Below are 22881 nucleotides of genomic sequence, written 5' to 3' on the forward strand. Positions count from 1 at the left end.
CCTTCCAGGGTGCGGGCCACGCGGACCGGTTACCGGGACTGAGGGGCTGAGGCACGCGAGCGCCACAGCAGCCAGACGAAGTACGGGGTGCCGATCAGGGCGGTGACCAGACCGGCGGGGATCTGCGCCGGGGCGATCACGGTGCGGCCGAGGGTGTCGGCGACGCTGACCAGGGCCGCGCCCAGCAGTGCGGCGACCGGGAGCACCCGGGCGTGCCGGCCGCCGACCAGGGCGCGGGCGGCGTGTGGGGCGACCAGACCGACGAAGCCGATCACGCCGACGGCGGAGACCGCGGTGGAGGTGAGCAGCGCCGCCGCGCCGAGTGCGACCAGTCGGGTGCGTTCCAGCCGGACTCCGAGCACCCGGGGGGTGTCGTCGTCCAACGCCATCAGGTCCAGCTCGCGGCGGGCGGCGAGCACGGCCGGGGTGAGCACCAGCAGCGCGATCGCCACCGGCAGCACCTGGGTGGCGGTGCGTCCGTAGGTGGAGCCGGACATCCAGGTCAGCGCCTTGCCGGTGTTCCACGGGTCGTGGGCGACGATCAGGAAGGTGATCAGGGCCATGCCGCCCTGCCACGCCCCGAACCCGATCAGCACCAGCCGGTCGGAGCTGAGCCCGCCTCGCCAGGCCACGCCGTAGACCAGGGCGAAGGCGAGCATCGCGCCGAGCCCGGCCACCCCGGAGACGGCCCAGACGCTGGCCAGCGGCACGAAGGTGATCAGCGACACCGCGCCCAGTCCCGCGCCGGCGGTGATGCCGAGGATGCCGGGTTCGGCCAGCGGGTTGCGGCAGACCGCCTGCACGGTGGTGCCGGCCACCGCGAGGGCCGCGCCGGCCAGCAGCGCGGCGGCGACGCGCGGCCACCGCTGGTCCAGCACGAAGGTGTACGCCGGACCGGTGTTGCCGTTGATCCAGTTGACCAGGTCGCCGAGGAGCACCCAGGTGTCCCCGGCCAGCATGCCGAGCACCACCGCGACGCCGGCGACCGTGGCCACCACGATGACGACGGTGCGGTGGAAGCCGGCCGAGCGGACGGCGGCGTGACCGCCCGGCGGTCGGCGGGTGGGGCCGGCGTCGCGGTGTCGTCGGGCCAGCCAGATCAGGATGGCCGCGCCGAGCAGGGTGGTCACCACGCCGGTGGGGATGTCGACACCGGCCTGGGCACCCATGACGGCCCGCAGCAGCACGTCGGAGCCGAGCACGATGATCATTCCGGCGATGCCGGAGAGCGGCAGCAGCACCCGGTGCCGGTGTACGCCGGGCACCAGTGGCCCGAGCAGCCGGACGATCACCGGCGCGCAGAGGCCGACGAATCCGACCGGACCGGTGAGGGTGACCGCCGCGGCGGAGAGCAGGACGGCCAGCACCGTGACGATCAGCCGGGTACGCCGCACGTCGAGACCGAGCACGGCGGCGGTGTCGTCGCCGAGGGCGAGGATGTCGAGGCGGTGACCGAGCAGCATCAGCGCCACGATGGCCAGGCCGATGACCGGGGCGAGCTGGGTGAGCGCGTTCAGGTCGCTCAGCACCAGCGAACCGTTGCCCCAGGCGAACAGGCCGATGGTGGCCTGTTCGAAGAGCAGGAGCAGCAGCATGGTCACCGAGCTGAGCGCCAGCGCGGTGGCCGAGCCGGCGAGGATCAGCCGGGTGGTGCCGGCCTGCCCGCCGGAGGACATCGCCATCACCAGTCCCGCCGCCGCGAGGCCGCCACAGAAGGCGAGCCCGCCGGCGGGCAACGCGGGCAACGCGATGCCGAACGCGGCGACCGAGACGATGGCCAGGTGGGCACCGGCGTTGACGGCGAGGGTGTCCGGCGAGGCGAGCGGGTTGCGGGCGATGGACTGCAGGGCCGCACCGGCGAAGCCGAGCGCGACGCCGATGGCCAGCCCGGCGAGCAACCGGGGCATCCGGGAGGCGACGAGCACCCGTACGGTTTCGTCGTCGCCGCCGGTGAGCAGCCGCAGCAGGTCGAGCGCGCCCACGGCGGAGGTGCCCTGGGTGAGGTGCACGACGGCGACCACGAGCGCCAGCGCGGTGGCCGCGATGAAGGCCCCGACGACGCGGGTACCGGGTAGGCGTCCGGCCGGAGCCGGCCCGAGGGCCGGCTCCGAACGCGGAGGCGCGGACAGCTCGGTCACACCGCGTAGGTGTTGACGAACTGGTCGATGTACTGCTTGGCGGAGAGCGGCCCGCCGAAGGTCCAGATGCCGTCCGGCATCCGGTGCAGGTTGCCCTGCTTGACGAAGGGCAGCGACTTCCAGATCGCGTTGTCGGCGAGACCGTCGGCGAAGACGTCGGTGCCGTCCGAGGCGTTGTAGAAGAAGTGCAGGTCCGGGCTCTTGAGTGCGGTCAGGCCCTCGACGTCGGTCTGTCCCAGGCCCCACACCTCGTCGACCTTGCCGTTCCAGGCGTTGGTGAGGCCGAGCTGGATGCCGAGCTGGGAGACGAATGCGCCCTGACCGAACATCCGGATGCTGACGGTGCTGCCTTCCTTCCAGCCGTCGGCGATGGCGAACGGCTTGCCGGCGGCACCGGCGTCGGCGATCTTCTTCTTGCCGTCGGCGAGGGCGGCGTCGAAGTCGGCGAGCAGCTTCTCCGCCTCGGCGGTCTTGCCGACCGCCTTGGCGATCATGTTGAGGTCGGCGCGCATCCGGCCCACGTTGTCGGTGGCGTCGCTGCTCTTGGTCACCAGCACCGGCACGTACTTCTCGAGCTGGTCCAGCAGGGTGGCGCCGCGACCGTCGGAGACGACCACCAGGTCGGGGGCGAGCGCGACGATCGAGTCGACGCTGGGTTCGCCGCGGGTGCCGACGTCCTTGACGGCGGGGTCGAGCTTGGCGGCGGTGACCCAGGTGGCGTAGCCCTTGGGGTCGGCGACACCGACCGGCATGACGCCGAGGCTGACCAGCATCTCGACCTCGCCCCACTCCAGGCCGACGACCTTGGTGGCGGGGCGGTCGAGCTTGATCTCCTTGCCGCGGCTGTCGGTCACGGTGACCGGGCCACCGGCCGCGGAGGCGGAGGGTGCGGGCTCGGCGGTGTTCTCGGTGGTGCCGCAGGCGGCCAGCAGCAGCGCGGTGGCGGTGGCGGCGACCAGGGCGGTGACACGGGTACGGAACATGGTGTTCTTTCTCGTTGCAGGACCGGTCCGGGTTCAGACCGGGATTCGGGTCAGGTGCCGGCCCACGGGGCGGGTGGTCACCAGACCGGTGAGGGGATCGGTGGCGACCTCGATGCGGATGCCGTACGTCTCGGTCAGGTCGGTCTCGGTGAAGACCTGCGCCGGGGTGCCGGTGGCACGGATCCGGCCGTTGTGCAGCAGGACCACCTCGTCGGCCACCGCCGCGGCCTGGTTGAGGTCGTGCAGCACCACGCCGACCGCGACACCGTGCTCGTCGGCCAGGTCGCGCATCAGATCGAGGATCTCGACCTGGTAGCGCAGGTCGAGGAAGGTGGTGGGTTCGTCGAGCAGCAGCACCGCGGTGTCCTGGGCCAGGCAGGTGGCCAGCCAGACCCGCTGGAGTTCGCCGCCGGAGAGTTCGTCGACGGGCCGGTCGGCCATCGCGGCCACCCCGGTGACCGCCATCGCGCGGGCGATCGCGGCCGGGCCCTCGGGGTCGTCGGTGCGCCAGCGGCCCCGGTAGGGGTGGCGGCCGTAGCCGACCACGTCGCGGACGGTGACGCCGTTGGGCACCGGTCGGCTCTGGGCGAGCAGGGTGACCCGGCGGGCGAACTCCTTGGCCGGCAGGCTGGAAGCGGCGATCCCGTCGGCGCAGAGCACCGTGCCGGTGTCGATCGGGTGCAGCCGGGCCAGCGCGCGCAGCAGGGTGGACTTGCCGCTGCCGTTCGGGCCGACGAGGGCGGTCACCTTCCCGGCACGGAGCCCTATCGAGGCACCGTGAACCACTGCCGTACCGTGGTATCCCAGGCAGAGGTCGACGCCGCGTAGGCGCTGGTCAGCGTCGTTCGACGCTAGTCCGCTCGACATGCGATTAGGTTAGCCTAACCTAATCGAGTGTCAAGACGCGGGCCTTCTTCACGTTCCGCGGCGCCCCGTCCCGGTCGACATCCCTCGATGCCACCGACCGACTCCGACCGCCTTCGGTCGCCGGCCGGACACGCTCGGCAACCCTCGCTGCGGACACCTGCGAAACCGGCACTCGGGGAACGCGAAAACGTACCGGGGTGGGACGACAGATCGACACGAGCGGCGGTAGCGTTGCGCGTCATCGCCGCCGGGTCGCCGGTGCGCCGACCCGCGATCGTACGGAGGATGAGGCATGTCCATCGGCGAGGAGCCGTACGCCATCCGCGACGACCTGGCCTCGCGGCCGACCTTCGAGGTGACCCTGCGCGGTTACGAGAGAAAACAGGTCGACCGCTATGTGGAGCAGTTGGACGGTCAACTCAGCACGGTCTCGGCCGAGCGGGACCGGGCCCTCGGGCGGGCTCGAGAGCTGACCGCCAAACTTCAGGCGGCCCAGGCCGAGGTCGCCGACCTGCGGCAGCGACCGGCGCAATTGGACAAGGCGACCTTCCAGGATGTGGGCCCGATGGTCGGCCAGATCCTGGATCTCGCGGAGAAGCAGGCCGCGGCGATCATCGACACGCACACCCAGCGGGCCAACAAGCTCCAGGCGGAGGCGGAGAAGACGCTCGCCAACGCCCGGGAACGCACCGTCAAGGCGCTGGCCGACCTCGAAGAGGAACTCGCCGCCCGCCGCGCCGAGCACGACAAGAAGTACGAAGAACTCCGCGCGGCCGCCGACGCCGAGTTGGCGGAGAGCCGGGAGCGGGCCGACAAGCTGCGCGCCGACGGCGAGGCCGCACACGAGCGGGCCCAGCAGGAGGCCCACCGCATCGGGGAGCAGTGCCGCCAGCAGGTGGAGCAGGCCCGCGCGGCGGCGGAGGCGTTGACCACCTCCGCGCGTACCCAGATCCACCAGGAGATCCAGGCGGCCCGGTCGAAGAGCCAGCAGGAGCTGACCCAGCGGCGGACGGCCGTCGAGGAGGAGCTGGCCGAGCGGCGCGCCACGGCCGAGGAGGATCTGGCCGAGCAGCGCGCTGCCGTCGAACGCGAGCTGGCCGCCCAACGCAGCGCCGCCGAGCAGCGGGTCAGCTCGATGATCGCGGACGCCCAGCAGTACTCCGCAGAGATCCGCAAGCGCGCCGACGAACAGGCCGCCGAGGTCCGCAGGCACAGCGACGAGCAGGCCGCAGCCGCCGAGGAGCAACTGCACGCCGTGCAGCTGGAGATCGGCGAGCAGCAGGACGCGTTGGCCGGGGTGCGGGAGGAGCTGGACACCGCCCGCCGACAGCTCGACGAGACGCAGCAGGGCAGGGAGGCCACCGAGGCCGAGCTGACCCGGCTGCGCCAGCAGCTGGAGGAGACCGTCCGGGACCTCGCCGCGGAAAGCCAGCGGCTGGACGAGGTACGCCGGGCCGTCGAGGCCGCCGAACGGCACGCCAAGGAGACCCGGGCACGGGTGCAGCGGGAGGCCAAGCGGGTCGCCGACCTCGCCGCCGCAGCCGTGATGGCCGCCGCGGCCGGCGGTGGCGAGACCGCCGAGTATCCGGTGGTCGGTGCCCGTGCCGGGCAACGCCCGCCGACGCCGGCGGAGGCCGAGCCGATCGTGCGCGACGCCACGCCCGAGCGCGGTGCCCACGAGGCGCACGCGGGTGACGGTGGCGCCGGAGCCGACGGCCAGCCGACGACGAGCCCGACTGCCGACGCCCGCCCGACGCCACCGAGCCTGGAAGCACCCGGCGGCGAAACGACCGTCGAGGGCGAACGGGCGGCACAGTCGCACCTCGAACCGGCCGCCGAGGGCGAACGGACGGGACAGTCGCACCTCGGACCGACCGTCGCGGTGCCGAACGCCGCGCTGGCTCGGGCCGAGGCGGCGCTCGCGGCCGGCGGCCCGCCGGGCATCAACTGGTTCGCCGGGCAGCCCGAGGGGCAGGAGGACGACGCGGCCGATCGCGCGCCGCAGCCGTCGACACACTGATCACGAGCCCGGCCGCGCGCGCCACTGTGGAGCGTGGGGCCGGGCATCTCTCGCGTCTGACACCGCTGAACGTGCTCGGCGCGTCAGGCGTCCGCACGATGGTCACCGGCGGTGCACGGTGCCAGAATCGCCCCATGCGGCGTGCGCTCGTCGGCCGGGACGAGGTATTCGACCAGGCCTGGCGCTCGCTGGGCGAGCCTGGGCAGGTGCTGCTGGAAGGGCCCGCCGGCATCGGCAAGACCGCGCTGTTGCGGGCGCTGACCGCCGAGGCGGCCCGGTCGGGCTGGCTCGTGCTCTCCTGCGCGCCGACCGAATGCGAAGCCGAACTCCCCTTCGCCGCCCTCGCCGACCTGCTCCGCCCGCTGGCCGACCTGGCGGCGGAGCTGCCGCGCCCGCAGCGCATCGCCGCCGAAACCGTCCTGGTCACCGGCGACAGCGACGAGACGATCGACGAACGCGTGATCGGGGCGGCCACCCGGTCGCTGCTGGAGGCGGCGCTCGCCTCGGGCCGGCCGGTGCTGCTGGCCGTGGACGACGCGCCCTGGCTCGACCGGCCGAGCGAACGCGCCCTGCGGTTCGCCCTGCGCCGGGTCGGCCCGGGACCGGCCACCCTGGTCAGCAGTCGCAGCGCGAGCGGGCCGGCGGTGCCGGCGGCCCCGCTCGGGCTCGACGCGGGTTCCGGTCGGCTGACCCGGCTGGAGGTGACGCCGCTGGGTGTGAACGCGCTGCACCATGTCCTGCGCGAGCGGGTCGGTGCCGATCTCGACCGTCCGCTGCTGGCCCGCATCGCCCGGGAAGCCGGCGGTAATCCGCTGGTCGCCATCGAGGTGGCCCGCGCGGTGCAGCGGCTACCGAAGCCACCGGAGCCGGCACAGGAGCTGCCCGTCGCCTCGTCCATGCATCAGCTCCTCGCCGACGTGCTCGCCGAACTGCCGGCCCGGTGTCGCGACGCCGTACGGCTCGCGGCACTGCTCACCGTCCCCCTGCTGCGGGACCTCGCGGCGGCGGGCGTGGGGCCGCGCGCCTTCGACGCCGCCGAGGAGGCCGGACTGCTGGCGGTGACACCGGCCCGGGTGGAGTTCACCCATCCGGTGTACGCGGCGGCGGTGCGGGCCGGCATCCCGCCCGGTGTCCGCCGAGGGCTGCACCGCAGGCTGGCCGAGGTGGTCGCCGACCCCGACGAGCGGGTACGCCAGCTGGCCGCCTGCACCACCACCGCCGATCCGGTGGTGGCCGACGCCCTCGCCGCAGCCGCCGCACGGCAACACGCCCGAGGTGCGCCGGACGCGGCGGCGAACCTCTACGAGGCAGCCGCGCGGCTCACCCCGGCCGACGACCGCCCCACTCTCGGGCAGCGGCTGCTGGCGGCGGCCCGGTGCCGGTTCGACTGTGGCGACCATCCGGGCGCCCGCACCGCCGCCGAGGAGGTGGCCGCCGGCTTCACCGGTCACATCCGCGCCGAGGCGCTGCTGCTGCGCGCCGTGGTCGCGTGGAGCGCCGACGAGCCGGGCGGCACCGCGCTGGCGGCCGCCGGTCGGGCGCTGGCCGCCACGCAGCCCGATTCCCCGCTGGCCGGTCGGATCCACGCCCACCTGGCCCTCTTCGTCGACCTGCCGGACCCGGCCCGTACCCACGCGGAGTCGGCCATCGCTCTGCTGAGCGGCCCGGGTGGGGACCGGGAACTGCTGGCCGCGGCGCTGCTGCACCTGTTCAACAGCGAGGTACGCGCCGGTGCGCCACCCCGCACCGAGCTGCTCGACCGGGCACTGGCCATGGAAGGGCCGGAACCGTCCTGGTTGGCGGGCACCATCCCGGCGGTCTGGTGGAAGGGCATCGACGATCCCGACCGGGCCCGGGACCGGCTGACCCGACTGCTGGACCGGGCGGCGGCGCGCGGCGACGAACCCTCCCAGTACGAGCTGCTCAAGCATCTCGGTGAGACCGAACTGCTGGCCGGACGCTGGTCAATGGCCGAGCGGCACATCGCGGCGGCCCGTGACCTCGGTGAGCTGCTGGGCACCGAGTTGACCGCGGAGACCTGGCTGACCGGGCTGCTCGACGCCCTGCGGGGGCGGCTCGACGCGGCGGCGCGGGTGGCGGAGGCGGGCGTACGCCTGGGCGAGGAACTCGACGACGACTGGTGCCGCCGGATCCACCTGCAACTCGGCGCGTTCGTCGCGCTCTGCGCCGGCCGGGTCGCCGACGCGGCGGCCGGTTACGGTCGGCTGGCCGCGTTGGTGGATCGGATGGGGCTGACCGAGCCGTTGGCGCAGCGCTTCGAGCCGGACTGGATCGAAGCGTGCGTGGCCGCCGGTGATCTCGCCACCGCCCGCGTCGCCCTGCACCGGCTGACCGAGCGGCATCGACGCCTGCCGCGGCCGTGGACGCTGCTGGGCCTGGCCCGCAGTCGGGCCCTGCTGGACAGCGCCGAGGGCGGGGACCCGTCGGCCGCCCTCGACGATCTCGCCGCCGCCCGCGCGGCGGTGGCGCCGGACGTGCTGCCCCTGGACCGGGCCCGCTGTCTGCTGGTCGCCGGGGTGGTGCACCGGCGGTTGCGCCGTAAACGCCCGGCCCGGGAGGCGCTCACGGCGGCAGCGGCCGAGTTCGACGCCCTGGACGCGGCGGCGTTCGCCGCGCGGGCCCAGGCGGAGGCGGCCCGGTTGGGTGGGCGGCCGCCGGCGCCGTCGGCGTTGACCGCCACCGAGGAGCGGGTGGCGCGGCTCGCCGCGCTCGGACGGACCAGCCGCGCCATCGCCGACGAACTGTTCGTCAGCCCCAAGACGGTGGAGACGAACCTGTCCCGCGTGTACCGCAAGCTGGGCATCTCCCGACGGGCCGAACTCAACGCGGCACTGGCCCGGATCAGCGCCGACGTGGTGCCGGCCGGCGGCCACAAAGGCTAGGGAAACACCGGATTCCTTCCCCGGCCCAGGGCCGTACCGTCGAGTGCACCCGACTGTCGCAGCGCTGGTGCGCAGCGCCTGCGCCCGGGCGGAAGAGGGGGAACTGACCGGTGCGACGACTGATTCTGCCTGTGCTGCTCGCGACGGCCCTGGCACTGACCGGCTGCGGCGACAGCGAACCGGCAGCGCCGGGCACCGGGTCGGACGCTGGCTCGGACGCCGATCTCGACCTGCCCGTCGACGGCGCCGACGCGGTCCGGCCGGCCTGCCCCTTCACCGCCGAGCAGGTCACCGGGATCGTCGGCCAGCAACTGGACGACAAGGGCAACTGCAGCTTCGGCGACGGCATCGCCCTGCTCACCGTGACCACCGCGTCGCGGGTCGCCGGTGAGATGACCTACGACTACCAGCGCCAGCAGGCCGACCAGACCTACCAGTCGGTGACCGACCTCGGCGTCGGCGACAAGGGCTACCTGGCGGTCAAGGACATCGAGGCGGAGGCGGTGGTGATCAACGGTGCGGGCAGCTTCACCGTGACGCTGAGCAGCTTCCCGCGTCTCGGCGCCCAACCCGACGGATATGCCCAGGCGATGCGCAAACTGGCCGACGCCCTGCCGAGCTGAAGCCCCGACGAAGGAGACACCGTGCGGCACCTGACCTGCGTCGCCCGACTCGCCGTGGCGGCCACCGTGCTCACCGTCCTGGCCGCCTGCGGCGGTACGGAGCCCGCGGCGGCACCGCCGGCACCGGCGCAGCCGACGGAGGCCGCGGCACCGACCGAGGCCACCGAGGCACCGGAGCCCTCCGCTGCGGCGCCGGTCGACGCCTGCGCGCTGGTCTCGAAGGAGGATGCCGAGAAGCTGGCCGGTACGCCGCTGGAGGACCCGCTGCCGAGCGGGGAGACCTGCTGGTTCACCGGGCCCGTCTCCGGGCCGGTGGCACAGGTCGAGGTGCACGTCGGCGACGGGGCGAAGAAGATCCTGGACATCGACCGCGACCTCAAGCACGAGTTCGAGACGCTGTCCGGCATCGGGGACGAGGCGTACCTCGAGGAGGGGATGGTCTTCGTCAACGTCTCCGGGGTCTGGGTGGCCATCCGACTGGTCCGCACCGACGACATGGCCAAGTACGACGAGCGGCTGACCGAGTTGGCGCGGACGGTCGCCGGCCGACTCTGATCCGCCCGCTTCGGTCACGTCGGCCAGGTCGGTCACGTCGGGTCGCGCTGCTCGGTGGTCTCGCACCGCGCGTCGAAGCGTTTCCGGATCACACCGCTGGCCTCCTGCTCGTCGCAGCCGAGGCTGCGCAGCAGGTCGGTGGCGACGGTACGGATCTGCGCCACCACCACGCTGCCGGAGAAGCCGACCCCCTCGGCGTACGCCTCGGCGGCCCGGTCCACCGCCTTGAGGATCAACTGTTCGGACCGGTCGGTGGGGCGCCCGCTCTCCGCCTCGACCTGGAGCAGCGCGAGGGCGTCACCGAAGTAGTGCACGGCGGCGGCCAGCCCGGGTGGCATGGGCTCGTCGTCCCGGATCGCGGTGGCCGCCCGGCGCAGCATCTCCTGGCCGCCCCGGATGGCCAGGGCGAGATAGCGGGTGCCGCGTTCGTAGTGCTCGAACTCTTTGCGCCGGTGCCACCGCGCCGGTGATATGGCCACCGCCTCCCCGGCCCCGGAGACCGCGTCCTCAAGCAGCTTGAGCTGGGGGTCCAGCCCGCTCAACGCGTCCCGGGCCTGGATCACGGCCGGGTAGTCGCCGCGGGAGATGCCGTCCGCGGCGCCGTGCAGGTGCTCGATCAGGGCCGCGAAGAGCGGACGGGCCGCCCGCTGGATAATCCGTACCGGGTTGACCGGCAGCACGGCGACCACCACCACGGCGGTCACCCCGCCGATCACGGCGTCGACGATGCGGGGCACCTCCAGCCCGCGCTGCACCGGTGCCAACGTGGCGATCAGCACGGCGGTGCCGCCGGCCTGGGTGACCACCTGTCCGCCCCGGCTCAGGCTCAGCGCGAGCAGGATGGCCAGGGTGACCACGGCACCGGTCTGCCAGGGGCCGGTGCCGATCACCGCGATGAGGGCGTCGCCGACCAGCAGCCCGGCCAACACGCCGAGCAGCAGTTCGACGGTACGCCGGGTGCGTCGGCCGATGGCCGCGGCGATGGTGCCGACGGCGGCGGTGGGGGCGAAGACCGGCGACGGATGGTGCAGCAGGTTGTGCGCCACCCACCAGGCGAGCGCGGCGGCCACCCCGGCCTGCACGGCGAGGATCGCGTACAGCTCCAGGCTCCGCCGCCGTTCCCGCCAGTCGAGCCGGACGCTGAGCGCGGCAACTGTCGCGGCGACCCGGTCCCTCGTCCAGCCGGCGACGCCACGCGCCCGGTTCCCGTTCCGCTCGCCCGCCGCCACGCGGCCGACTACCCCGGCGGGCCACGCTCATTCACACCGGCTGTTCCCGAACAGATCGCACGTTCAGGCGACACGGGCCGAATTGTGAAGTGCGGTGCCACCTGCACAGAAGCCCCGTACATCGCGTTGCGTCGATTGACAAAGTTCATGATCCCAACTTATTGTGCGAGCCGGCCGGATGTTGCCGGCGTTCCGGTGACACGCGGCCAGCCACCCGTCGACACCATCACCACACGAGGAGCGTCATGGCCGGGCTGCGCGGCACACTACGAAGGACACGATGGCGACTGGGCGTGGTCGGCGCCGGGGTCGCCGCCCTGCTGGCCGGGGTCGGACTGGTCAGCGCGGGCGCCGCCCACGCGGCGGCCGGCTGCCGGGTGGTCTACTCCGCGCCGAGCCAGTGGCCGGGCGGTTTCACCGCGAACGTCGACCTGACCAACCTCGGCGACCCGCTCAACGGTTGGCGGCTGACCTGGACCTTCCCCTCCGGTCAGCGGGTGACGCAGGCGTGGAACGCCACCGTCACCGCCACCGGCAACGACGTCACCGCCACCAACGTCAGCTACAACGCGGCGCTCGGCACCAACCAGTCGGTGTCGTTCGGCTTCAACGGCTCCTGGTCGGGCAGCAACACGGCCCCCACCTCGTTCGCCCTCAACGGGGTCACCTGCACCGGCAGCGTCGGCCCGACCACCCCTCCCCCGACCACGCCGCCGCCGACCGACCCGCCCCCGACGACCCCGCCGCCGACCGGTGACCCGATGGCCTACGTGGCCGCGATGCAGCCGGGCTGGAACCTCGGCAACACCTTCGACTCCGTCGGCGCCGACGAGACCGCGTGGGGCAACCCGCGGGTCACCGAGGCCCAGTTGGACGCCATCCGGGCGCAGGGATTCAACAGCATCCGGATCCCGGTCACCTGGAGCAACCGCCACGGGCCCGCGCCGTCGTACACCATCGACGCGGCCTGGCTGAACCGGGTCAAGGAGGTCGTCGGCTGGGCCCTGGACGACGGCTTCTACGTGATGATCAACCTGCATCACGACTCGTGGCAGTGGATCCACGAGATGCCCACCAACCGGACGACCGTGCTCAACCGCTACAACGCGCTCTGGACCCAGATCGCCGCGGCGTTCCGGGACGCCTCACCGAAGCTGCACTTCGAGAGCGTCAACGAGCCGCAGTTCGCCAACAGCTCCGGTGACGCCCAGAACGCGCAACTGCTGCACGAGCTGAACGTCAACTTCCACCGGATCGTGCGCGCCTCCGGCGGCAACAACGCCACCCGGATGCTGGTCCTGCCGACCCTGCACACCTCCTCGGAGCAGGCCCGGATCAACGAGCTGACCACGACGATCAACCAGCTCAACGACCGCAACCTGATCGCCACCGTGCACTTCTACGGCTACTGGCCGTTCAGCGTGAACGTCGCCGGCGGCACCCGCTTCGACGCCACCACCCAGCAGGACCTCGTCGACGCCTTCGACCGGGTGTACAACGCCTTCGTCACCCGGGGCATCCCGGTGGTCATCGGCGAGTACGGCCTGCTCGGCTTCGACCGGCACACCGGCACCATCCAGCAGGGCGAGAAGCTGAAGTTCTTCGAGTACTTCGGCTACTACGCCCGGCACCGACAGCTGACCACCCAGCTCTGGGACAACGGCCAGCACTTCAACCGGACCACCTTCGTCTGGCGGGACGCGGAGCTGATCAACCAGATCAAGTCGAGCTGGACGACCCGCTCCGGCACCGCGTCGTCCGACCAGGTGTACGTGCCGCGTACCGGCACGATCACCGCCAAGACGCTGACCCTCAACCTCAACGGCACCACCTTCTCCGGTCTGCGTCAGGGCAGCACCGAGCTGGTCCGGGGCACCGACTACACCGTCTCCGGCAACCAGCTGACGCTGACCGCCGGCACGGTGACCCGACTGGTCGGCAACCGGGCGTACGGCGTCAACGCCACCCTCCAGGCGCGCTTCTCGGCCGGCGTACCGTGGCGGATCGACGTGATCAGCTACGACCCGCCGGTGCTGTCCAACGCCACCGGCACCACCGCCTCCTTCGCCATCCCCACCCAGTTCCGCGGCGACCAGCTCGCCACGATGGAGGCGCGGTACGCCGACGGCAGCAACGCCGGACCGCACGACTGGACGTCGTTCAAGGAGTTCGACGTCACCTTCTCCCCCGACTACACCGGCAACCGGATCACCCTCACCGACACCTTCTTCGGTGAGGTACGCGACGGCAGCCCGGTCACCCTCACCTTCCACTTCTGGAGCGGTGCCCAGGTGACCTACCGCGTCACGAAGTCCGGCGGCAGCGTCACCGGCCAGGCCGGCTGACCCGCCGCGCGCCACCGGCCTCCCCCGGCCGCCCCCTGCGGGGTGCCCGGCCCTCCCCCGGGGGCCGGTGGCGCGCACCGGTCATGATTGGTTCATGATCCGATTCGTACTGAACGTGCTCTGGCTCATCTTCGGCGGCGGGCTCGTGCTGGCGGTCGGCTACGGCATCGCCGCTCTGATCTGCTTCGTCCTCGTCGTCACCATCCCCTTCGGGGTGGCCTCGCTGCGGCTGGCGTCGTACTCGCTGTGGCCCTTCGGCCGCACCCTGGTCCCCAAGCCCGGTGTCGGTGTCGCCTCCGGCGTCGCCAACGTCATCTGGGTGGTGCTCGCCGGGTGGTGGCTCGCCCTGTCCCACATCGTCGCCGGCGTCAGCCTCTGCCTCACCATCATCGGCATCCCGTTCGGCGTGGCCAACTTCAAACTCGTCCCGGCCGCGATCTGGCCGCTGGGCCAGGAGGTCGTCCCCGCGCCGTAGGCCGGACCGACACCACCGTCGCACGGAGCCGGTGCCGCGATCGGCGGCCCGCACCGCCGACCGCTGGGTATAAAGAAGGTGTGCCGTCTCTCCGGATGCTCGCCGGCACGACGGCCGCCGGGTTCGCGCTGCACGCCGTACCGGCGCTGACGTCCGTGGCGCCGGTACGCCGTCGGCTGCTGCCCGCACTGAGTGGGATCGGCCGGCCCGGGCACGTGGCGCTGACGTTCGACGACGGGCCGGACCGCCGGTCCACGCCCCGCTTCCTGCACCGGCTCGACCGGGCGGGCGTACGCGCGACCTTCTTCCTGCTCGGCAGCCTGCTCGACCGCGATCCCGGGCTCGGCCGGGAGATGACCGCGCAGGGCCACGAGGTGGCGGTGCACGGCTGGGAACACCACAACCTGCTGTGCCGCACCCCGTCGGCGACGTACGCCGACATCGCCCGCGCCCGGGACCGCATCGCCGAGCTGACCGATCACGAACTCTCCCGCCAGCAGGCCACCGCCGTCGGCAGCGCCCCGGTCCGGGTGGTCCGCCCCCTGGTCAACGCCCGGTTCGCCGCTTCTGCCCAGCTGAGCGCCCAGGCCGCACGGCGACAGTTCGGGCTGCCCGAACAGGGTCGCCTCGCATTGATCGTCGCGGGCTCCTGGGGCATGGGTGACGTGGCCCGGACCGCGACGGAGGTGCTGGCCACCGGCTGCGTCGAGCCGGTCGTGGTGTGCGGACGTAACCAGCGGTTGTACCGCCGGCTGCGGCGGTTCCCCGGGCACGTACTGGGCTGGGTCGACGACATGCCCACCCTGATGCGGGCGGCGGACGTCGTGGTGGAGAACGCCGGCGGGCTCACCTGCCAGGAAGCCCTCGCCTCGGGCCGCCCCACGATCACCTACCGGCCCATCGCCGGGCACGGCCGGGCCAACGCAGACCTGCTCAGCCGCTCGGCCCTGACCAGTCACATCGACTCCGCGCAGCGACTGCGACCGGCCCTGACCGAGCTGCTGGCCGCAGCCGAGGGCGGCGACCCAGGTGCCGACGCGCGCATCGACATGGCCGGTGTCGTGGCCGACGTACTGACGCCGATGAGGTGGGGATGGCCGGGCTGAAGCGCAGCCGGCGCCGGGACCTGCTGCGCGGCGGCGCTCTGGTCACGTTCGGGGCCGGACTCGGGGTGGTCGGCTTCGCCGAGGCGGCGGACGTGGCCGACCGGAAACTGCCGATCCGCGGCGGCGCGGCCAGCGCCGTGGTGCCGGGCCGACCCGATCTGCTCGGCAGCGGACGGCTGGAGGTGAACTGGTTCGGCCGCACCGACCGCAAACTCGTCGCGCTCACCTTCGATGACGGGCCGGGGCCGAACTGGATCCCGATGGCTTCTGGCGGTGCGGCAACCGTGACCGCGGCCGCGCCTCAGACCAGCCGTTGCCGGGCCAGGATCCGCAGCGCCACGTAGCCGAGCGGGGCGGGCAGCCAGAACGTCGCGAGCCGGTAGAGCAGCACGCCGGCGACGGCGGTGTCGACGGGTACCCCGTAGAGCAGCAGCCCGGAGACCAGGGCCGCCTCGGTGGCGCCCAGGCCGCCGGGAGTGGGTGCGGCCGAGGCCACCCCCTCCCCGACGACGCACACCAGGATCACCGGCGCCAGCAACGCGAGATCGATCGGCTCACCGACGGCGAGCAACCCGAAGTAGAGGCTGAACCCGTACGCGAGGGTGAGCGCCAGGGCCGCGCCGATCAGCCGGGTCAGCCGATGCCGGCGGGGCAGCGCGCGCAGGGCGGCGATGCTCTCCCGCAGCACCGCACGGCCACGACGGCGCAGCTGAGGCACCGCCAGCACCGCCGCGACGGCGAGCAGCACCAGCAACACACCGAGCAGCACGGGCAGCGCCTTGGCCGTGACGGCCTGCTCGGCGGCGCGGGCAGGTCGGCGGGCGAAGGGCAACAGCACCGGCAGCAGCAGCGCCACCGACACCACGCCGGCCACCCGCGAGACGACCACGGCGGTCGCCGACTCGGCGGCCCGCAATCCCTTCTGGTGCAGATAGCGCAGGCTCAGCGCGGCGCCGCCGACGCTGCCGGGCGCGAGCCGGTTGGCGAACGACGCGGCCACCTGCACCGCGGTGGCCTCACCGAGCGGCACCCGGTTGTTCGACGCCAGCCGCAGTACGACGGCGCTGAGCAGGTAGGTCGCGGCCGAGCCGAGCAGGGTGGCGGCCAGGGCCGGCGGATGCGCGTGCAGCATCAGGCGCAGCGCGGCGCGTACCTCGCCGAGCTGCGGCAGCAGCAGGTGTACGAGCAGGCCGAGCGCGATCAGCAACAGGACGCCCCGGGGCGTGATCCGGACGACCCGGGCCAGCCGTTGTTCCCGCTGCGGGCAGCGGTGCATGATCTGGCCGCGTAGCTGCTCCAGCAGGTCAGGGGTATGTCGCAGCAGGTCACGGCTGGCCCGGGAGAGCACTGCCGGTTGCAGGTACGGCAGGCTTCCCGCGATCTCGTCGACACCGAGTTCGGCAATCGCCACGTCGACCGCCGTACCCGGATCCACCCGGCCGGCGAGGGCGACCAGCAGCTCGACGACGTCCCGGGCCCGCTGGTCGGCGGCGGCGTCGTCGACGCCGAACCCGAAATCGACCAGGTACGCGCAGTCGCCGTCGACCAGGATGTTGGCCGCCCGCAGGTCACGATGGGCGATCCCGCCCCGGTGCAGCAGCGCCACCTGCCGGCACACGTCGGCGACCAACGCCCTCGGCAGTGGTCCGTACGTGGCGTCCAGCGGTGCCGCGTCGATGAACTCCTGCACCAGCACGGCCTCCCCACCGGGCAGGGTGGCGGTGGTGACGACCGACGGAACCCGTACGCCCGCCCGTTCGGCCAGCAGCGTCAGGCAGGTCTCGTGCTCGCTCTGCTGCTTCGCGCTGAGGTACGGCGGCTCGTCGGCGACGTGCCGGAAACGCAACCGCCGGTACAGCTTGTAGGCCCAGTCGGCGTCCCGCTGCTGCCCACCGGTGACCTTGACGAACAACCGCCGCCCGTCGCCGGTGACCACCAGCCACGGCCACGAGCCGCGGGCGTCGCCGCTCAGCGGCGCGAGCCGGACCACGTCGAAGCCACGGTGTCGCAGTGCCTCGCGCAGCACGCCGGTGGAGCGCTGCGGACCGACCTCCCCGACGACCAGCCGGGTCAGACAGACCGCGAGCCAGCCGACGAGCAGCCCGCCGATGGCGTCCACCGGCAGATGAGCGCCGACGTGCACGCGCGCCACGGCGACCACCGCGACCGCCGGCCAGAGCAGGCGCCGCCAGCGGGTGCCGCCGGCCCGCGCCGCCACCAGTGCCAGGGCGGTGGCGACCGCGACATGTCCGGAGGGATAGCCCAGCGAGCCGCCGACCCGATCGTGCAGCACCACCTCGGTCAGCAGCGCTCCGGGCCGCTGCCGAGCCACCGCGACCTTGTTGACCACCGCCAGCCAGTACGCCAGGTTTCCGGCCAGCAGCAGGTCACGGGCGATCGCGAAGCGCCGCAGCACGGCAGCGAGCGCAGCCGTACCGAACACCGTGAGGTACGAGCCGAGCTGCATGACCACGATCAGGACCGGCGTCGCCCCTGCCGGCAGGCGGTTGAGCAGGGTGAACACGTCCCGCTCCCAGGCCGCCACCGGGTGCTGGCGGACCAGCACGCCCAGCCCGACCAGCAGGACGGTCGAGACCGCCAGGCTGACCAGCAACGCCGGCGACGGACGATGCGTCCGGGATAGCACAGTCCTCGTCCCTGGGGCGTTCGTTGACCTGCTCTCGATTCGTACGCTACGGGCTGACCTGCCGCCGGTTGGTGGTTTCCCGGTTCGCCCGCCCGCCGGGCCGTCGCGAAGCGCCAGAATCAGCAGATGGACCGGGTACTGGCTGGGATCGCCGCACTGCCGCCGTTGGTCGTGCTGACTCTGGTGTTCCTGCTGCCCGCGCTGGAGTCCTCGACGCTGCTGGGGCTGCTCATACCCGGTGAGACCGTCGTACTGGTCGGCGGCGTGGTGGCGCACCTCAGTGGGCTGCCGCTGTGGGCGGTGATCGTTGCCGCGGCCGTCGGGGCCTGCCTCGGCGACCAGGTCGGCTACCTGCTGGGGCGTCGGTACGGGCCCGGGCTGCTGGCCCGCGCGCCGGCCGTGCTCCGTCGTCGCCTCGACCTGGACCGGGCCCGACGCCTGGTCGCCGAACGAGGAGCGATGGCGGTGGTGATCGGCCGGTGGGTGGCCGTGCTGCGGGTGGTGGTGCCGCTGGCGTCCGGAGCCAGCGGCATGCGGCGCAGCACGTTCGGCTGGGCCAACGTCACCGGCGGGTTGCTCTGGGCGGTGGCGGTGGCGACGCTCGGCTACCTCGGCTCGGCCTCCTACCGCTATCTGGAGCGGGAACTGGGCATCGGCACGTACACGCTGCTCGCCGTGATCGTGGTGCTCGCTGTGCTGGCGTTCTGGCGGCACCGCCGGCGGGCGCACTGACCGCCGACCGTCGGGGCGGGCGGGCTCACCAGAGGGTGGACCAGTAGTCCCAGAAGCGGACCAGGATGGCCAGCATGATCAGCACGTACCAGGCGACCAGGATGAGGCTGTGATAGCCGGCGAGACCGGAGAGCCGGGCCAGCGGCGACGTCGGCGCGACCGCGCCGAGGTTACGCAGGGTGGTGTAAAGGAAGATCGCGATGGTGACGACCCAGACCACCATGCAGTACGGGCACAGCGCCGAGATCACGTAGAGGCTCTGGTAGATGAGCCAGTGCACGAAGACCACGCCGAAGGTGGCCCCGGCCTGCAGGCCCAGCCAGCACCAGCCGGGCAGCCGCACCCGGGCCAGCAGCAGGACGCCGAGCGTGGTGACCACGGCGAAGCCGGCGATGCCGAGCAGCGGGTTGGGGATGCCGAAGGCGGCGGCCTGCGGCGTGGTCATCACCGAGCCGCAGGACAGGATCGGGTTGATGCTGCAGGTGGGCACGTAGTCGGCGTCGGCCAACAGGTTGATCTTCTCGACGGTCAGGGTGCCCGCGGCGAGCAGTCCGATGCCGCCGCCGACGGCCAGGACCCAGGCGGTGACCCGGGCGACGAATCCGACCTGCGGCGTCTCGGGACGGCGGGCGACGGTGGCGGTCACTGGGCGAGCGCGGCGTCGATGGCGGCGACCATGTCCGACTGGGTACGGACCTCGGTCAACTGCCGGCCGTTGAGGAAGAACGTCGGGGTGCCCCGTACCCCGGCGGTCTCGCCGTCGGCCCGGTCAGCAGCCACCCGCTGGGCGGTGGCCGGGGCGTCGAGGTCGCGCCGGAAACGGTCCACGTCCAGGCCCAGGTCCCGGGCGTACCCGACGAACCTGTCGGTCTGTGGCGTGCTCTGGTGTCCCCACTGCGCCTGGTTCTCGAACAGCGTGGCGTACATCTCGGGGAACCGGCCCTGCTCGGCGGCGGCCTGCGCGGCGCGGGCGGCCAGGTCGGCGTTGGGGTGGCTGGCGATCGGGAAGTAGCGCACCACGAAGGTGATCCGGTCCTGGTAGGTGTCCAGGATCTCGGTGATCGACGGGTAGACCGCACCGCATGCCTCGCACTCGAAGTCGAGGAACTCCACCAGGGTGACCTTGCCGTCGGTAGCCGTGCTGAGTCGGTGGCTGTCGTCGCGGACCAGCACGGCCGGGTCGACCGGCGCGCCGCTGGCGACGGGCCGGCTGGTGTTCCGGTTCACGGCGATCACAACGATCATGGCGAGAATGACCACCAGGATCATCGCCAGGGTCAGTCGCGTATTCCTCGTCATGCCGGAGCCAGCCTTTCGGTGCGGGTGCGCCCCATGCTGGCCGGGTTTCCTGTCAGCTTCCTGAAAGCCCGCGCTGCCGGCCCCGCACCGGGCGGTCGTGGCCCCGCCCGGGTGTCACCAGTGCGCGCCGTGGCACACGTCCTCGGCGTCCTGCGGCTCCACCTGGAGGGTGGCGTGCTCGATCTCAAAGCGGTCGTGCAGGACCTGCCGGGCGGTGCTGAGCACCCGGCCCAGGTCCGCCCCGGCCGTCAGCTTCAGGTGCGCCGAGGCCACCTCCATGCCCGAGGTCAGGGTCCACACGTGCAGGTCGTGCACGTCGGCGACGCCGTCGAGGGCGAGCAGCCCGGCCCGTACCTCGGTGATGTCCACGTGTGGCGGCGCGGCCTGGACGAGCACCCGCAGGGCGGCCCGGCCCAGCTTGTAGGTGCGGGGCAGGATGAACGCGCCCACCGCCACGGCGACGATCGGGTCGGCGTACCACCAGTCGGTCACTGCGATCACCACGGCGGCGACGATCACGCCGACCGAGGCGAGCAGGTCACCGAGGACCTCCAGGTACGCCCCGCGCACGTTGAGGCTCTCCTTGGAGCCGGAGCGCAGCAGCAGGAACGCCACGACGTTGGCGACCAGACCCGCCACGGCGACGATCAGCATCGGGCCGACCAGCACCTCCGGCGGTTCGTCGAATCGGCGTACCGCCTCGATCACCACGTAGACGGCGACCCCGAACAGCAGCACCGCGTTGGCCAGTGCCGCCAGCACCTCCATGCGGTACAGCCCGAAGGTGCGTTGGCCGTCGCGGGACGCCTTGCTCGCCGCGGTGATCGCGGCGAGGGCCATGCCGATGCCGAGCACGTCGGTGAACATGTGCCCGGCGTCCGACAGCAGGGCCAGCGAGCCGGTCACCCATGCTCCGACGGCCTCCACCACCATGAAGACGGCCAGCAGGGCGAAAGCCGCCCACAACCGCCCACGGTGCTTCTCTCCGGCGCGCAGCACCTGCTGCCCGTGGTCGTGCCCGGCACCCATCGTGCGCCCTCCCGCCCAGCAGTCGCCGATCAACATATGCGGGCATTGCAATAAGTGCAACTTTAGCGGTCGACGGGCGGCCGGTACCGCGGTTCGCGCAAAATGCTGCGCGGCCGGTCCCGGCGTGACCAGCGGGGTCACACCGGGACGTCAGTGCGCGCCGCGCAGGTTGAGCAGGACGACGCCGGCGATGATCAGGCCGACCCCGACCACCTTGGTGACGGTCAGCGGTTCACCCAGCACTGTCGCGCCGATGGCCACGATCGCCGCGGTGCCCAACCCCGACCACAGGGCGTACGCGACACCGACCTCGATGCCCTTCACCGCCTGGGCGAGCAGCGCGAACGCCGTCAGGTAGGACACCGCCAGCCCGAGCGTCGGCCACAGGCGGGTGAATCCCTCGGTGGCCTTGAGCAGGCTGGTCCCGGTGACCTCGGCGGCGATGGCGAGCAGCAGGAAGACGTACGCCACCATGCACTCCGTTCCACTCCGGATGAGCCGACGGAGATCACTCTGCCGGTCGGGCGCGGCGATCACCAGAGGCGTGCCTCGTCACCGGGCCCGCAGGTTCGCGCGCAGCGCACCCAGGATGACCCCGGGCCCGGCCAGCGAGTTCGGGTGCGCGCACAGGGACACCACGTCGTTGAACCGGCGGGCGGTGGCGATGTCCGTGACGGTCGCATCGACGATCTGCCGGCTGACCCAGCGGGAGAACCGGTAGCCCCGCGGGTACGGGCCGTCGACGTGCGGCAGGGCCAGGTCGGCGGAGGTCGACATCGACCACGCGGCGTCGACCACGACCTGCTGGAGGGCGAGGAACTCGCGGGCCGGCTGCCGCAGATCCGGCCCGGCACGCAGGTACGTCGACAGGCAGGCGGCGTGCAGGGCCGCCGCCGTGATGCCCTGCCCGTACACCGGGTTGAAGGAGGCGACGGCGTCGCCGACCGGGACCAGCCCGGCGGGGAAGCGGCTCAGCTCGTGGAAGTCCCGCCGCCGGCTGTCGGCGTGCCGGTAGGTCTGCACGTCGCCGAGCAGTTCGCTGTCGGCGACCTCGTGGAACTCAGGCGGGAACTCGCGCAGCCGACGGACGAAGTCCTCGGGTGTACGGCCCGGACGATTGTCCGCGTAGCCGGCCATCATCGCCATCCACCGGCCGCCCTCGATGGCGAAGAACGCCGCCCCGGCCACCGCCGCCGACGTCCGCGGGCTGTTCAGCGCCAGCACGACGGTGTGCTGCGGCTTGTCCTCCCGACGCCGGAACAGCGCGGTGGCGTAGTTGAGGTGCACGCTCATCCGCCGCATCTCGGGCCGCTCCCAGCCGGCCTGTTCCAGCCAGTCGGAGAGCCGGCTCGACCGGCCCATGGCGTCCACCACGAGATCCGCGTTCTCCGTACCGGCAGTGCCACCGACCTCGTAGCGGACCCCGGTGGTGACGGCGCCGTCGAAGACCAGACCGGTGGCGCGGGCGGTGATCGTCTTGACGTTGGGCAACCGCAGGACCTGCTGCCGGATCAGCCCTTCCAGCAGCGGCCGACTGCCGGCCAGGCTGTCGGCGTCGTCCGGCACGACGACCTTCAACCGCCCGTCGAGGTAGCTGCGGCGGGCCTCGGGTGGTGCCTCGACCGCTCCCTGGGCCACGGCCTGCCTGCCGAAGCCCGGGAAGAGCCGCTCGAGTTGCAGGAAACCACCCGGCAGCAGGGCGTGCAGTTGCGTCCCCTGCGGCACGCCGGGCCGGTGGCCCGGGACGTACAGGTCGTCCCGATCGATGACGACGACGCTCTGCGCGTGCTCCGCCAACGCCCGCGCGGCCAGCAGACCGGCGACACTGCCGCCGAGCACGACGGCCCTGTCGATGGACGGCGACGGCTGGTCGAGAGGTCGCACCGCGTTCAACGTGGCGAAGACCTGGGCCGGAGAGAGGGACATGGGC

19 protein-coding genes are annotated in these 22881 nt (G+C 72.7%); 9 read left to right on the forward strand and 10 right to left on the reverse strand.

The genetic code is table 11. The annotated features are described in order from the left end of the window. Positions 1–29 precede the first annotated feature (29 nt). Genes JMF97_RS25735 through JMF97_RS25745 form a run of 3 tightly spaced genes read right to left on the reverse strand, consistent with a single transcriptional unit; the run spans position 30 to position 3988 of the window. Entirely contained in the window at positions 30–2138 is a 2109-nt protein-coding gene (locus tag JMF97_RS25735; RefSeq protein ID WP_203223853.1) for an iron ABC transporter permease, read from the reverse strand. Then, entirely contained in the window at positions 2135–3121 is a 987-nt protein-coding gene (locus JMF97_RS25740; RefSeq protein ID WP_203223854.1) for an ABC transporter substrate-binding protein, read from the reverse strand. Before JMF97_RS25740 ends, JMF97_RS25735 begins: the two co-directional genes overlap by 4 nt. Positions 3122–3154: 33 nt before the next feature. Then, positions 3155–3988: an ABC transporter ATP-binding protein gene (locus tag JMF97_RS25745; RefSeq protein ID WP_203223855.1), complete on the reverse strand. Its 834-nt coding sequence runs from the start codon at positions 3986–3988 to the stop codon at positions 3155–3157. A 292-nt stretch (positions 3989–4280) separates the two neighbouring features. Here JMF97_RS25745 and JMF97_RS25750 point away from each other — a divergent pair, with 292 nt between their 5' ends. The 4 genes from JMF97_RS25750 to JMF97_RS25765 all read left to right on the forward strand — a co-directional run bounded on the left by JMF97_RS25750 (position 4281) and on the right by JMF97_RS25765 (position 10089). Next, entirely contained in the window at positions 4281–6008 is a 1728-nt protein-coding gene (locus JMF97_RS25750) for a hypothetical protein (RefSeq protein WP_203223856.1), read from the forward strand. A gap of 134 nt (positions 6009–6142) precedes the next feature. Further along, complete coding sequence (locus tag JMF97_RS25755; RefSeq protein WP_203223857.1) at positions 6143–8911, forward strand: AAA family ATPase; 2769 nt, start codon at positions 6143–6145, stop codon at positions 8909–8911. A gap of 110 nt (positions 8912–9021) precedes the next feature. Further along, positions 9022–9534: a hypothetical protein gene (locus tag JMF97_RS25760; protein WP_203223858.1), complete on the forward strand. Its 513-nt coding sequence runs from the start codon at positions 9022–9024 to the stop codon at positions 9532–9534. 21 nt (positions 9535–9555) lie between these two features. Further along, positions 9556–10089, forward strand: a complete 534-nt coding sequence (locus JMF97_RS25765) for a DUF3558 family protein (protein ID WP_203223859.1) — start codon at positions 9556–9558, stop codon at positions 10087–10089. Positions 10090–10121: 32 nt separating this feature from the next. Here the strand turns inward: JMF97_RS25765 and JMF97_RS25770 are convergent, their stop codons facing one another. Next, positions 10122–11318, reverse strand: coding sequence for an FUSC family protein (locus JMF97_RS25770; protein WP_203223860.1), 1197 nt, complete (start codon positions 11316–11318; stop codon positions 10122–10124). 245 nt (positions 11319–11563) lie between these two features. Here JMF97_RS25770 and JMF97_RS25775 point away from each other — a divergent pair, with 245 nt between their 5' ends. From JMF97_RS25775 to JMF97_RS25790, 4 genes are all read left to right on the forward strand, one after another. Further along, positions 11564–13663 carry a cellulase family glycosylhydrolase gene (locus JMF97_RS25775; RefSeq protein WP_203223861.1) on the forward strand — a complete coding sequence of 700 codons (2100 nt, stop codon included), beginning with the start codon at positions 11564–11566 and terminating at the stop codon, positions 13661–13663. 94 nt (positions 13664–13757) lie between these two features. After that, positions 13758–14138: a YccF domain-containing protein gene (locus tag JMF97_RS25780; RefSeq protein ID WP_119574031.1), complete on the forward strand. Its 381-nt coding sequence runs from the start codon at positions 13758–13760 to the stop codon at positions 14136–14138. Positions 14139–14218: 80 nt separating this feature from the next. Further along, the gene (locus JMF97_RS25785; protein ID WP_307817106.1) at positions 14219–15244 is read left to right on the forward strand and encodes a polysaccharide deacetylase family protein; all 1026 of its coding nucleotides are present in this window, start codon (positions 14219–14221) and stop codon (positions 15242–15244) included. Continuing rightward, entirely contained in the window at positions 15232–15588 is a 357-nt protein-coding gene (locus tag JMF97_RS25790) for a hypothetical protein (protein WP_203223862.1), read from the forward strand. The genes JMF97_RS25785 and JMF97_RS25790 overlap by 13 nt, the downstream gene beginning before the upstream one ends. Here the strand turns inward: JMF97_RS25790 and JMF97_RS25795 are convergent. After that, complete coding sequence (locus tag JMF97_RS25795) at positions 15546–17891, reverse strand: flippase-like domain-containing protein (protein ID WP_203223863.1); 2346 nt, start codon at positions 17889–17891, stop codon at positions 15546–15548. The two genes, JMF97_RS25790 and JMF97_RS25795, sit on opposite strands and share 43 nt — an antisense overlap. 126 nt (positions 17892–18017) lie before the next feature. Here JMF97_RS25795 and JMF97_RS25800 point away from each other — a divergent pair, with 126 nt between their 5' ends. Then, positions 18018–18623: a DedA family protein gene (locus JMF97_RS25800; RefSeq protein ID WP_203223864.1), complete on the forward strand. Its 606-nt coding sequence runs from the start codon at positions 18018–18020 to the stop codon at positions 18621–18623. Positions 18624–18648: 25 nt separating this feature from the next. Here the strand turns inward: JMF97_RS25800 and JMF97_RS25805 are convergent, their stop codons facing one another. The 5 genes from JMF97_RS25805 to JMF97_RS25825 form a co-directional block, all read right to left on the reverse strand. Beyond that, positions 18649–19269, reverse strand: coding sequence for a vitamin K epoxide reductase family protein (locus JMF97_RS25805; protein ID WP_203223865.1), 621 nt, complete (start codon positions 19267–19269; stop codon positions 18649–18651). Continuing rightward, positions 19266–19922, reverse strand: a complete 657-nt coding sequence (locus JMF97_RS25810; RefSeq protein ID WP_203223866.1) for a DsbA family protein — start codon at positions 19920–19922, stop codon at positions 19266–19268. The genes JMF97_RS25805 and JMF97_RS25810 overlap by 4 nt, the downstream gene beginning before the upstream one ends. 114 nt (positions 19923–20036) lie before the next feature. Beyond that, on the reverse strand, positions 20037–20951 hold the full coding sequence (locus JMF97_RS25815; RefSeq protein ID WP_203223867.1) for a cation diffusion facilitator family transporter: 915 nt from the start codon (positions 20949–20951) through the stop codon (positions 20037–20039). Between the two features lie 150 nt (positions 20952–21101). After that, a complete protein-coding gene (locus JMF97_RS25820) occupies positions 21102–21422 on the reverse strand; it encodes a DMT family transporter (RefSeq protein WP_043723563.1) in 321 nt (106 codons plus the stop codon). 81 nt (positions 21423–21503) lie between these two features. Further along, a complete protein-coding gene (locus JMF97_RS25825; RefSeq protein WP_203223868.1) occupies positions 21504–22877 on the reverse strand; it encodes an FAD-dependent monooxygenase family protein in 1374 nt (457 codons plus the stop codon). Positions 22878–22881: the final 4 nt, after the last annotated feature.

The organism is Micromonospora fiedleri, assembly GCF_016774385.1.
GTDB lineage: Bacteria > Actinomycetota > Actinomycetes > Mycobacteriales > Micromonosporaceae > Micromonospora > Micromonospora gifhornensis.